The 12,337-nt window shown below is 62.1% G+C and carries 11 protein-coding genes and 1 tRNA gene; 8 read left to right on the forward strand and 4 right to left on the reverse strand.

Annotation, left to right across the window (positions count from 1 at the left end; all coding sequences use genetic code 11):
- The first annotated feature begins 1 nt into the window (after position 1).
- From BBA01S_RS37135 to crcB, 4 genes are all read left to right on the forward strand, one after another.
- Positions 2 to 952, forward strand: a complete 951-nt coding sequence (locus tag BBA01S_RS37135) for a hypothetical protein (protein ID WP_027820830.1) — start codon at positions 2 to 4, stop codon at positions 950 to 952.
- A gap of 12 nt (positions 953 to 964) precedes the next feature.
- Positions 965 to 2,443 (forward strand): phenylacetaldehyde dehydrogenase StyD, encoded by a 1,479-nt coding sequence (styD, locus tag BBA01S_RS37140; protein WP_027820831.1) that lies wholly within the window; start codon positions 965 to 967, stop codon positions 2,441 to 2,443.
- Between the two features lie 144 nt (positions 2,444 to 2,587).
- Complete coding sequence (locus BBA01S_RS37145) at positions 2,588 to 3,340, forward strand: SDR family oxidoreductase (protein ID WP_027820832.1); 753 nt, start codon at positions 2,588 to 2,590, stop codon at positions 3,338 to 3,340.
- A gap of 132 nt (positions 3,341 to 3,472) precedes the next feature.
- On the forward strand, positions 3,473 to 3,853 hold the full coding sequence (gene crcB, locus BBA01S_RS37150; RefSeq protein ID WP_027820833.1) for a fluoride efflux transporter CrcB: 381 nt from the start codon (positions 3,473 to 3,475) through the stop codon (positions 3,851 to 3,853).
- Positions 3,854 to 3,940: 87 nt separating this feature from the next.
- On the opposite strand, the gene cfa is transcribed toward crcB, so the two are convergent.
- The gene (cfa, locus tag BBA01S_RS37155; protein ID WP_027820834.1) at positions 3,941 to 5,101 is read right to left on the reverse strand and encodes a cyclopropane fatty acyl phospholipid synthase; all 1,161 of its coding nucleotides are present in this window, start codon (positions 5,099 to 5,101) and stop codon (positions 3,941 to 3,943) included.
- A 251-nt stretch (positions 5,102 to 5,352) separates the two neighbouring features.
- On the opposite strand from cfa, the gene BBA01S_RS37160 reads away from it, so the two are divergent.
- The 4 genes from BBA01S_RS37160 to BBA01S_RS37185 all read left to right on the forward strand — a co-directional run bounded on the left by BBA01S_RS37160 (position 5,353) and on the right by BBA01S_RS37185 (position 9,743).
- A complete protein-coding gene (locus tag BBA01S_RS37160) occupies positions 5,353 to 5,769 on the forward strand; it encodes an HIT family protein (protein WP_027820835.1) in 417 nt (138 codons plus the stop codon).
- A 427-nt stretch (positions 5,770 to 6,196) separates the two neighbouring features.
- A complete protein-coding gene (locus BBA01S_RS37165) occupies positions 6,197 to 8,827 on the forward strand; it encodes a LuxR C-terminal-related transcriptional regulator (protein ID WP_245641711.1) in 2,631 nt (876 codons plus the stop codon).
- 91 nt (positions 8,828 to 8,918) lie between these two features.
- Positions 8,919 to 9,009, forward strand: a tRNA-Ser gene (locus BBA01S_RS37170).
- Between the two features lie 545 nt (positions 9,010 to 9,554).
- Complete coding sequence (locus BBA01S_RS37185; protein ID WP_027820837.1) at positions 9,555 to 9,743, forward strand: hypothetical protein; 189 nt, start codon at positions 9,555 to 9,557, stop codon at positions 9,741 to 9,743.
- Between the two features lie 355 nt (positions 9,744 to 10,098).
- Here the strand turns inward: BBA01S_RS37185 and BBA01S_RS48320 are convergent, their stop codons facing one another.
- The 3 genes from BBA01S_RS48320 to BBA01S_RS44565 all read right to left on the reverse strand — a co-directional run.
- Positions 10,099 to 10,242 carry a hypothetical protein gene (locus BBA01S_RS48320; RefSeq protein WP_245641712.1) on the reverse strand — a complete coding sequence of 48 codons (144 nt, stop codon included), beginning with the start codon at positions 10,240 to 10,242 and terminating at the stop codon, positions 10,099 to 10,101.
- Between the two features lie 138 nt (positions 10,243 to 10,380).
- On the reverse strand, positions 10,381 to 10,944 hold the full coding sequence (locus tag BBA01S_RS46405; RefSeq protein ID WP_156966240.1) for an Imm57 family immunity protein: 564 nt from the start codon (positions 10,942 to 10,944) through the stop codon (positions 10,381 to 10,383).
- On the reverse strand, positions 10,941 to 12,337 hold a 1,397-nt coding region (locus BBA01S_RS44565; protein WP_156966241.1), incomplete at its 5' end, for an RHS repeat domain-containing protein. The genes BBA01S_RS44565 and BBA01S_RS46405, both read right to left, overlap by 4 nt.

The following is a 12,337-nucleotide window of genomic DNA, read 5'->3' on the forward strand; positions in this document are numbered from 1 at the left end:
CATGGGGCGCGCGGCGGCATTCTGGTGCGCAGTGACGGCCGCCGCTGCGGCGCTCGCGGCAGGCTTCATGCTCTGCGCGATGCAGGCCGGTGCGAATGTCGCGGCCTTCGCGGCAAGCGCCGTCGCGCTCATTGCGATGGCGTTGTTGCCGCCGATGTTCGCGCGCCGCTTCGGCTCGCTGGCGACGCTGCCGTGCGCCGCTGCGCTCGTGCTTACGATGGGCGCGATGCGCTTTGCAGCGACGCCCGCGCGCACAAACGTCATCCAGAGTGCGTTGCTGCTATTGCTGGTGGGTTTCGCGCTGGTGATCACGCTGGTGATCGCGGCTCGCATGTTTCATTCGGAACCCATACTTCTCAGGCGCAACTTCACGCGCTACGCGAGCTTTATCCGCCCGGGCAACGGTGCGCTGGTGGGCGCCGCTTTACTGGCCGGAATGTCGAGCGGCGTACTCGCGCGCTTCCAGCTCTTTTCGCTGTGCGGCGCGGACCCGTTCTCGTTCACGCACCTGTTTTTCTCGCTCGGCGCTGCGCTTGGAGCCGGTGCATGGCTGCAACGCAGCGAACGGCGTCACGCGCTGCTGTTGTTATTTGCGCTACGCGGCGCGTTGCTGGCCGCATTGACGCTCGACGCGTTCTCTTCGTTGGTGCTCTACGCCGCCTCGGCTTTCGCAGTGCTCGATGCCCTTACCCTCCCCACCCTGTTACGCAACGACCACGCCGGGCACGTCGCGCAAGGCGGCTGCCCCGGCATCGCGCATCACCTCGGCATGCTCGCGGGCGCGGCGTTCTCGACAACGTCATGGGGCTTCGGCGAGGGGTTTTACGCACTATTTCTAGGCGCGGCCGCGCTCAATCTCGTGTGTGCATCGACACAGATGGCGCGCCCGCACCCGCACACCCTTAAAACCCATCCATCAAGCGGAATCGATTTCCGCCAATCCTCACCCTGATCAGGAGACGCAATGGACCGCCAGGACTTCACGCACACGATCCGTACGCAGATGTTCGTCGATGGCCGCTTCTGCGCAAGCGCGGATTCGCGCACGTTCGCCGTATTCAATCCGGCCACTGGCGCTGAAATCGCCCAGGTGCCCGACGCCAGCAACGCCGATGTCGACGCCGCGGTGCAAGCCGCGCGCCGCGCCTTCGCCGCCGATTCGTGGCGACGCCTGCCGCCTTCCGCGCGCGAACATCTACTGCTCAAGCTCGCCGACCTCATCGAGCGCAACGGCGACGAACTCGCGGCGCTAGAGACGCTCAATCAGGGCAAGTTGCTCGGCTTTTCGAAAATGCTCGAAGTAGGCGGCAGCGTGCAGTGGCTGCGTTATATGACGGGCTGGGCGACCAAGATCGAAGGCAGCACGGTCGACCTTTCGCTCGCGTTCCCGCCAGGCGTGCGCTACAACGCATCGACGCGCCGCGTGCCCGCGGGCGTGGTCGCCGCGATCGTGCCGTGGAACTTCCCGCTGCTGATGGCCGTGTGGAAGATCGCGCCCGCACTCGCCTGCGGCTGCACCGTCGTGCTCAAGCCTGCCGAGGAAACGCCGCTCACCGCGATCCGCCTCGCCGAACTCGCGCACGAAGCCGGCTTTCCGCCGGGCGTGTTCAACGTCGTCACCGGCCAGGGCGAAACAGCGGGCGCCGCGCTCGTGCGCCATCCGGGCGTCGACAAGGTCACCTTCACCGGCTCGACCGAAGTGGGCCGCATCATCGGCCGCCAGTGTGCCGACGACCTCAAGCGCGTTTCGCTCGAACTCGGCGGCAAGAGCCCGGTGATCGTGCTCGACGACTGCGATCCGCAACGCGCGATCGAGGGCGCGGCGGGCGCGATCTTCTTCAACCACGGCCAGGTTTGCACGGCGGGTTCGCGCCTGTACGTGCCGCGCGCGCGCTTCGACGAGATCGTCGAAGGCATTGCACAGGTTGCGCGCAACACCGTGCTGGGCTCCGGCTTCGACGCGGCCACGCAGATGGGCCCGCTCGTCTCCGCGCGCCATCGCGACAAGGTGGCGGGCATGATCGCGCAAGGCCGCGACGAAGGCGGCGAAATCGTCGCGGGCGGCGGCAACGGCCATCGCGATGGCTTCTTTGTGGAGCCGACCGTGATCGCCAATGCAGCCAATAAGGCGCTAACCGTGGTGCGCGAAGAAGTGTTCGGGCCGGTGCTGGTGGCCATGCCGTACGACGATGTCGAGGAAGCCATCGCCGCCGCCAACGCGTCGCAATATGGTCTGGGCGCAAGCGTGTGGACGAACCAGCTCGATCGCGCGCTGCGCGTGGTGGACGCCATCGAAGCCGGCACGGTCTGGGTCAACACGCACAATATGGTCGATCCGGCGCTGCCCTTCGGCGGCTTCAAGGCGTCGGGCATTGGCCGCGAACACGGCCGCGCCATCATCGACTCGTACACCGAGACGAAATCCGTCTGCATCGCGTACTGATGCCGATGTGCCAACTTCATTGCATCGATTGTTAATCGAAATGGAATGATGAAGCCCGCCTCCAGGCAATGATCGGGGGCGGGATTTCCTTCATGATCGACTCCGTTCCCGCTTTACCTTCCTTGCAACGAACGGAGCCAGATCATGAGCAATTCGACCCAATCCTCTACGCGCGGCGTCGCCATCGTCACGGGCGCATCGCGCGGCATTGGCGCGGCAGTCGCGCTGCGCCTTGCGCGCGACGGTCATCCCGTCGTCATCAACTACGCCTCCAGCGCACAGGAGGCCGAAGCACTGGTCGCGCAAATTCGCGCCGAAGGCGGCCGCGCGATCGCCGTCAAAGCCAATGTCGCCCGCTCTGCCGAAGTGCGCGACCTGTTCGAGACCACGCTCGAACAACTCGGCCAACCGTCGGTGCTCGTCAACAATGCGGGCGTCATGAAGCTGGCGACGATCGCCGACTCCACGGACGAACTCTACGACGACATGTTCGATATCAATGTGCGCGGCACGCTCAACACAATGCGCGAAGCGGCCACCAAGCTCGCGGACGGCGGGCGCATCATCAATTTTTCGACCACGGTGCTGGCGCTCAATCTGCCGGGCTACGGCATTTACACCGCCACCAAAGGCGCGGTCGAAGCGCTTACGCGGGTGTTCGCGAAGGAATTGCGCGGGCGCTCGATTACCGTGAACGCCGTCGCGCCGGGGCCAGTTGCGACGGCGCTCTTCCTCGGCGGCAAAACCGAGGAGCAGATCCGCCATTTCGCCAGCTTGCCTCCGCTCGAACGCCTGGGCCAGCCTGAAGATATCGCGTCGGTCGTGTCGTTCCTTGCCGGCCCGGACAGCGGCTGGGTCGACGGGCAGACACTGCGCGCCAACGGCGGCCTCGCCTGACGCCGCACGGCGCTGGCCATAAACCAGGGTGCTAAACTCGGGAGTCGAATTCGGGCCGCATTCAAACGTTAACCGCCAACATCCGGCATCGTGGCGGCCCGGCTTTCATTGCACCTACAACGACTCCCGACCATGTATCTGTCCATTCTCGCCGTCGGCATTGGCGGTGCGCTCGGTTCGCTGCTGCGCTGGGTGCTGGGCGTGCGCCTGAACGCGCTGTTTCCGTCGCTGCCGCTCGGCACGCTCGCGTCCAATATCATCGCGGGCTACGTGATTGGCGTTGCGCTCGCCGCCTTCGCGCGCCTGCCCGACGTCTCGCCGCAATGGCGTCTTTTCGTCATTACCGGTTGCATGGGCGGTTTATCGACGTTCTCGACTTTTTCGGCTGAAGTGGTCGCGCATTTGCAGAATGGACGCCTCGGCTGGGCCTTCGGCGAGATTGCGATTCACGTCTGTGCTTCGGTGCTGATGACGATATTGGGCATCGCGACGGTCGCCGCCGTGATGCGCTAATTGCACGGGCAGAATGCATTAAAAAAGCTGCGGCGCTTTACGCACTCGCAGCTTTTTTTATTGGCTAAAAAACCGTTGCCCGTCTATTCACGGCCGACGATAACCGCCCAGCAAGCCGTTTTTCGACAACACGAATTGCCACAATTGAATATCGCGCGCCCGGAATGCACCGGCGCATGAAAGCAGATAGTAACGCCACATGCGATAAAAACGCTGCCCCATTTCGGCTTCGAATCGCGGCCACGCGGCTTCAAAATTCGCGTGCCACGCCATCAGCGTGCGGTCGTAATCGGCACCGAAATTGTGCAGGTCTTCCGTCACGAACAAGCCGCCGGACGCGTCGGCGACCTGGCCGATCGTCGGCAATTCGCCATTCGGGAAGATGTATTTGTCGATCCACGGATCGGGCGTCGTATCGCGGCGATTCTTGCCGATGGTATGCAGCAGGAACAGGCCGTCGTCATCGAGACAGCGATGCGCCACTTCCATATACGTGCGGTAATTCTTCGGCCCGACATGCTCGAACATGCCCACACTGGCGATACGGTCGAACTTCTCGTCGAGCAGCCGATAATCCTGCAGACGAAACTCGACGGGCAACCCCTCGCAACGCGCCGCTCCGAAAGCGGCCTGCTCCTTCGAAATCGTCACGCCCACGCACGAAACACCGTAGTTTTCGGCGGCGAATTTCATGAGACTGCCCCAGCCGCAGCCAATATCGAGCAGGCGCATGCCGGGCTTGAGCCCGAGCTTTCTGCAGATCATATCGAGCTTGGCTTCCTGCGCCTCGTCCAGCGTTGTCGCGCCGCCCGCCCAATAACCACATGTATAAGCCATACGCTTGTCGAGCATCGCCTCATAAAAGGCATTGCCGATGTCGTAATGCTGCTGGCCGACTTTCCACGCGCGGCGAACCGTCTGGCGATTCATCAGACGTGCCTTGAGCGCGTGGAACACGAGCCGCGCGGGATCGATCTGTTCGTCTATATGGGCGCGCAGGACGTGCGCGAAAAATTCGTCGAGTTGCTCGCAGTCCCACTGGCCGTCCAGGTAGGCTTCGCCCAGGCCCAGATTGCCTAGCGCCAGTACGCGTTCGGGCACCTGCGGATCATGGATTTGCATGTCCCACGGTCGTGGGCCATTGAATATCACATCGGCGCGCGCCAATAGTTGGGATGCGAACCGCCAGGCCCCTGAGCCGGTGGCTTCGCGGGTTGAATGGGCTGCTTCGAGATCGGTCGTTGCCATACGTGTTGCTCCGTATCAGACATTCGTCGTCGCGCGCGCTGCGAGTCCCGCTATGATGCACCCGCTTCAAAAAACGTGCAGGAACGCGGACAAGTCCCTACTGCTCTCAGCGATAATCGGCGCTGCGGTTGCGGGGCGTTGAAAGCCGCTTCGCAAATCAAGCATTTTTTATGCGCGTTGCCACGGTTGAATATGGTGCATATGCACCGGCGGCGGCGCTTCGGCACGACTTTCACGACCACGAGGATTTCATGGCTTACGACGACAACAACATTTTCGCCAGACTGCTGCGCGGCGACATTCCCTCCATCAAACTCTGCGAAAACGACGCGGCGGTCGCGATCATGGACGTCATGCCGCAATCCGAAGGCCATGTGCTGGTGCTGCCGAAGGAAGGCGCCGAGGAAATCTACGAACTGTCGCCCGAGGCATTGTCGGCCGCCATGGCGATGGTGCAGAAAATGGCCATCGCGCTGCGCAGCGCGCTCAAGCCCGATGGTCTGATGATTGCGCAATTCAATGGCGCGGCGGCCGGCCAGACGGTTCCGCACGTACATTTCCACCTGATTCCGCGCCGTCACGGCGAAGAGTTGCGCATGCACGCGCGCGACATGGCGGACAAAGCGGAACTGGAAGCCGTCGCCGAGCGCATTCGCGCAGCGCTTTAAAGCGACTTTACAAAAAGCGCGCGAATCCATTTCGCGCGCTTTATTCAATCGGGCTGGATTGATCCGGCCAGCGCCTGCCTATCCGTCGCTGGATCCACGACGTCGCACTCGCCAGTTTTTGCTGTTGGATCCGCGCGAATCGTTCGAAAGGACTAAGCGAATGCCAACGGCATATGAAACAATCAAATTGAAAGCGATTGCGCGAAAAGCGTTGCGTTAGCAGATAGCGCCCTTTTTTGAGCGATTGCAGGAGACATCGCGCGAACCCTGTCGTTGTTCGCGCAACCAAATCAGCCATCAGGGAAGCAAGCCAGTGAACATCGTCGACGCGCCGGCAACGAGTGATCGTGCGCACTCCGGACACCCTGGCGCTCGCGGCATCGTCGCCTCAAAGCTCATTGCCCCCGCCCCGAGTCCCAGCCAGGTTGTGCGCCGCGCGCTAGTCGATACCATCGCGAACGCCCATGCCTTGCAGACGGTGCGGCTCGTGCTGATACGCGCGGCGGCGGGTTATGGCAAGACCACGCTATTGCAGCAGTACGCGGCGCACTGTCGCGACCAGCGCATCGACATCGCCTGGCTGCGGCTCGACGTCGCCGATAACGATTTCCAGCGCTTCCTGCTCCACCTGAACGCAGCCCTCCCCGGCCCGCACGCAACCCACAGCGCCGACGGGATAATCGAGCGCGTCGCGGCACACGAGCGCCCGCTTGCGATCCTGCTCGACGACCTTGAAACGATCCGCAGCGAGAGCGTATTGCGCTTCGTGCAAACGCTCATCGACGCGCTGCCGCCCGGCGCTATGCTGATCGCCGCCACGCGCGTGACGCCGGAACTGGGGATCAGCCGCCTGCGCGCACGCGGGGCGCTGCTCGACATTCAAGCGTCGACGCTGCGCTTCACAGTCGCGGAAACAGGCGCGCTTGTTGGTGGGCTTATTGGTGGGCTTGTCGGTGGACTTATCGGCGCACAAAGCGAGCGGACGCTCGGCGACGCCGACCTCGCCGCGCTGCATTGCTGCACCGAAGGCTGGGCAGCGGCACTCTATCTCGCGGCATTATCGTTGCGCACGCATCCAGATCCCGGCGCGTTCATCGCCGCGTTTTCCGGCGCCCATCCCGAACTCGCCGATTATCTGGCCGAAGAAGTCCTCGCCCGGCAGAGCGATGCGTGCCGTGCATTCCTGCTGGATACCGGCGTGCTGCCCCACTTCCCGGCGGCGCTCTGCGATGCGCTCACGGGGCGCGGCGACGCCCGCGAGCGCATCGACGAACTCGAGCGCGCGAATCTCTTCCTCGTGCCGCTCGACGACGAGCGCAAGGTCTATCGCTATCACCGCCTGTTTGCGAGCTTCTTGCAGCATCGGCTGCGCGCCGCGCAGCCACGGCGCGAAGCCGAACTGCACACACTCGCGGCGCACTGGTATCTGGCTGCAAAGCAGCCGGTGCACGCCATCGATCATTGGCTCGACGCGGGCAAGCCGCAGCACGCGCTTGAGCAGATCGCCGCTCACGCGCGCACGCTGATGGGCGCGGGACGGATCCGCTTGATGATGGGTTGGCTTGATCGCATCGACGTGAACCTCATCGCCGCGCAGCCGCAAGTGGGCCTGACCTATGCGTGGGTGCTGCTGCTCAACCGACGCTACGCCGACGCCCTGCGGGCGACGCAGAACCTCAACGGCCATGACAACGCAGCGCTCGAAGCGCAGGTGCTGCGCGCCGTACTGCACGCCCTCACCGGCCAGATGGACGCGTGCATCGCGACCGGCGCGGCGCTGCTCGAACAACTGCCCGAGCAGGCGACGTTCGCTGGCTACAGCCTGTGCAACGCACTCGCGTTCAGCTACGTCTGTACCCATCGTTACGACATGGCGCGCAGTGTCCTCTCGCGTGCACTGAGCCGCGCGCCGGATCATCCGTTCTCCGTGATGCGGACGATGGCGGAGACGATCGAAGGCATCATCGACCTGCTGCAAGGGCGACCTGGCATGGCGCTCGCGCGGCTCGATGCGGCGCTGGAGAGCGCGCGCAAGGAACGCCGCAGCGCGAGCGCCAGCGTGGGCAGCGAAGGCATCGGGGGCGGCCTGACGAGCATGGACAGCGCGCGTGCGCTCGTGCTCTATGAGCGCAACGAACTCGACGCCATGCAACGCCTGCTGGACGACACGCTGCCGCGCGCCCGCAGCGCCGGCACCACCGATGCGCTGATCGCCACGCATGTGCTGGCCGCCCGGGCAGCGCATATTGCCGGCGACGTCGACCAGTGGTTACGGCTGCTCGCCGAGCTTGAGCAGCGCGGGCGCACGATTGCGTCCGGGCGCAGTGTCAGCGCGGCCTGGCTCGAACGTGCGCGCGTTGCAACGCTGGAGGGGCGCCTGGAGGCCGCGGAGCAGGCGCTGGGCGTCGCGGAGCTGGATGCGCAATGGGCGCGTACGGGTTACGCATGGCATGCCACGGAAATCGAATGTCCCGTCGTGGTGCGCGCCCGGCTCGATATCGCGCGACATCGGCATACGCGCGCCGACGCGGCGCTGCGCGTGGCGCTGGACACTGCGCTGGCGCAGCAACGCTATTGGCGTGCGATCAAGCTGCGAATCCTGCTGAGCCTCGCCATCGCTGGCCGTGGGGCGCACGAAGCGGCACTGGACGAACTCACGCAGGCGCTGCGCCTGGCAAGCCATGAAGGCTTTGTGCGGGCCTTTCTCGACGAAGGCGCTGCGCTGCTGGCGCTCGTGGGAACGTTGGCCGCGCGTGGCGCGCCGGCAATGCGTGCGGCAGGCGTGGCGCCGGAGTTTGTCGCGCAGTTGATGGGTGTCGTGACGGTTGAGGCGCCGTCGGCGCACGAACCGCCCTCTCCCGCTCACACGCTCAGCGCGCGCGAACTCGACGTGCTGCGCATGCTCCCGGCAGGCGACCGCAACCGCGTGATCGCCGAGAAGCTGTTCGTCTCGGAACTCACCGTCAAAGCGCATCTGCGCAAGATCAACGCGAAGCTCGGCGCACAGAACCGCACCCAGGCCGTGGCGATCGGGCGGGCGCTGGGGCTGATTCCGTAGGGGTTGCGGGCGTCGCTGACAGGGCCTGAGAGCGTCGCGACGGCGCCGATTTCCCCTTCCGCCAGAAGCCTGCTATAATGCGCGTCCCGCAGGAGAGATGGATGAGCGGTTTAAGTCGCACGCCTGGAAAGCGTGTATAGGTTAATAACCTATCCGGGGTTCGAATCCCCGTCTCTCCGCCACCGAACACGCAAAAGCCCCGCAAACCGCAAGGTTTGCGGGGCTTTTGTTTTTTGACCCACAAAATAACCCGCGTCGCGAATCGGGTGGCTCAATCATTCCGGCGTGTTCGTGGAGAATTGCGCTACTGGGAAATGATTAGTTGCCGTGTTCTTCAAGTCTGGCTGCCCGTACCACAATCGGCATCACGATAATCAGCTTGCGCTGGGCGGCCTGCAGGCCAAACCGCGACATAAGGAAATGGGCGCATCTATGCTGCCCGTCTGGCATCTGCCTCATCGATCCACACGGCGTGCCCCACCAGATAGCGGTCGTAGCGCTTTTCGATCTGCTGAAGGCGCTCGTTACGCTTGCGCAGCCCAAGTCCTGCGAATACGCACAACGCTGTACCGCAGGGCCGTTCATGGGCCACATGGCTCTATTCAATGGACAGATATAACAGCACCTTCACGACATAGTAAACGGCTTTCCCCGCACCCTCGTTCAGTGGAATGCTGGTGTTACTGACGGACAGCGAGATTTCATCCGGTGCCATACTCAGGAATCGGTGGCCCGATTCGCTATCGCGCTGCAGCTTCAATTCGTGATAACGGATCTTGCCTTCACCATCTTCTTGACCGCGCTGCCCACACAGGAACGTCAGCCATTGCTGCGTGAGATGCGCGTGTTCGGCGTGCGCGAATACCTGTACATCAGTGAAGGAACGATCCAGGTAGGGAACGGCCCTCCAGCGTGACCTGTATCGAAGTCGAGTGTGCAATGCCGATGAAGAAAGTGTTCAATGTGCTTCTTCAGTTCCAGCGGCGCATAGGACGGATCGGCCGCACAGGCCAACATTTCCGCGCCGTCGCCGCCCGAGAGGCGAAAAGCCGCCGCCCAGGCCTGGACGGCACCCGCTGCGCGGTAAGGTACCGGGGCGGGTAGGAATTAAATTCATCGGAATTGACTTTAAGGCTTTGGCGTAAAGCCAATTGAATCGCCATATCCAAATCTGAATGCCTGAGCGCCTTGGGTCGCTGGGGGCTTTGCGCAAGAGTACGGTCTCGTAAGTGATCGCCGGTGGCGCGCTTAGTGAAGTGCGCTGCCTCGGATTACACAGTTGGGCCACCGCCAGCAACGACGAGCGTGGCACCGCGCGAGGTCGAACTGGTGTGGCGGGCAATCTGCCGGCCATTAATCGTGCCCAGGCCCCCGCTTGTGATTAGGGCGAGGCTGTCCATGGCGCACGTCACCATGTCACCTACGCGGGCGGCAGGGATGCCGCCAATCGTGACGCAGAGAGAGGCGGTCGAGACGAGACTGCGCCGCCGTGAGTGGAGCAGTTTCCAGGGGTTGCGGCGGAGGCTGGCATAGTAATTAATTTGATATTAGATTTAAAAATCACCGTCACCACATCGCTGATGGGATTTTATTGCCGCAATTAATTCGGCTCTCAATATTGAAATTTCTTTTACTGAATTACAAACTTGATTTATTGAGACACCATCAAAGAGATGTTGATTATTTTCCACTCCAGAATTAAACTCTGCTGCGCACTCTTTTTTCGCGTCAATCGCCTTCATGGATTTTAATTCAGATAAAACCACCCTCCCCTTTGAAAGAATGTAGCAAACATAGTTTTCCGATAATGCGCCGTCCATGCGAAACCGCGAGACCGATACCAGCGCGTGAATAGATGCAATAGATTTCTTTGCTCCGATAAGCGCCAAACCTAAGTCGGCCCGATCATCGCTGCAAGCAAATTGATTTGATTCGCAAGCACGTTGTCCATAATCGCTGACAGTAGCAACCCTAGACCAAAATAGTGCACTTTCCGCCATTCTTATTTCCCGCTCGTCTCGATTCAGTACGCCATTTTCTTTTGCAAAAGAAATTAGAGAATTTAAAAAAAATAATATGCAAATTATCAGCCTAGTTGCAATTCTCAAATAATTCACGGTGTAATCTCCAGCGTGCTATCCGGCTCAGCGTCAAGGAGGTGATTGAGTGATTGCATAGCAGGGGAAGATCCGGTGATGCACCCTTCCGAACAGAACTGTGGACCAAGTGATGGCCCAAAGGCGTTAAGACAGCTATGCGTCAAGAATCCGCCTCGCCCATAGGTGTTCGTTCCCGATTGCGGTACAAGTCTACGGCCATTTGGCTTGCTATTCGCTGCACCAGGCCCGGTGATATTCCATTTCCAGTTCCCAGTCGGAATCGGGCCGCGATTAGCGTTGGTTATACATTGGGGGTTATTTTTACATTGCATTCCTGCGCCGTTGTTTCCCGAGGCGACAGGTATGTCTACCGGAGTATGTTGCGGGTCGCTTGGGGTGCAGCGTAGTCGCCCCGCAGTTATGTTGTAAGAACATGAAGCCAGACCAAGAGAATCAACATATTGCGTGGGCGCTAAATTGGCATATGCATAGAGATGCAATCCGCCTTTCAGGCCAATCGGATCCTGGTTGACATATCTCCCCGCCTGCGGATCGTAGTACCGGAAGCGGTTGTAGTGCAGCCCGCTTTCCGCATCAAAGTACTGACCGGGGAAACGGAGCGGATTGTCGATCTCGTGCTTCAGATAGTGCCGTGTCTTGCCGTAGGCGCTCAGGTCAGCCGCCCATACAATCTCCCGCTTTTCGTCGTACACCTCCTGCGGCGTGCCCAGGTGGTCGGTGGCGTAATGGTACGCCTTCGCGCCGTCGAGCTTCGTCATCGGTCCTGCATGATTCGGGTGAGGTATATAGGTGACCGGCTTCGCCTTGTCCGTGCGGATCTCCTGCGCCATCCAGTCCCCGTCCCAAACGAACAGCGTCATTACGTTTCTTCCATTCGCGTCCGTGTAATGCTTGGCCGTACGCCGTCCCATCGCGTCGTACTCGTAGCGGCTCGCCCCGCCGTTCGCGTGCTCGATGCCCCGGAGCTGGTGGGCGCCATCGTAGCGGTAGCGTGTGGTCAGCGCCTCGGACGCACCGAACGCGGGAACCGTGACCGCCGTGCAGTTGCCGTGCCCGTCGTAGGTGTACTGCGGCACCGCGTCCACCGGATGCTCAGGCGTCACGAGAGACAGCAGCCGGTCGCCGCGCACCTTGCCCACGTGCGTCACCTTGCCTTGCCCCACGGCCAGCAGGTTCCCCGCCGGATCGTAGGCGAATGTCTCACTGGCACGCCCCGCATTCACCGCTGTCAGGCGAGACGCCGGATCGTACTGGTAGGCACGGCTGTCGCGCATCGCATCGTGCAGCGCCGTGATCTGCCCCGCGCGGTCATGTTCCCAGCTTCGCCACACCTTCGCCGCTTCGGCAGCCTGGCCCCGGCTGTCCAGACCCTGCCAGCCATGTGATGCCC

Source organism: Paraburkholderia bannensis NBRC 103871 (genome assembly GCF_000685015.1).
Classification (GTDB): Bacteria; Pseudomonadota; Gammaproteobacteria; order Burkholderiales; family Burkholderiaceae; genus Paraburkholderia; species Paraburkholderia bannensis.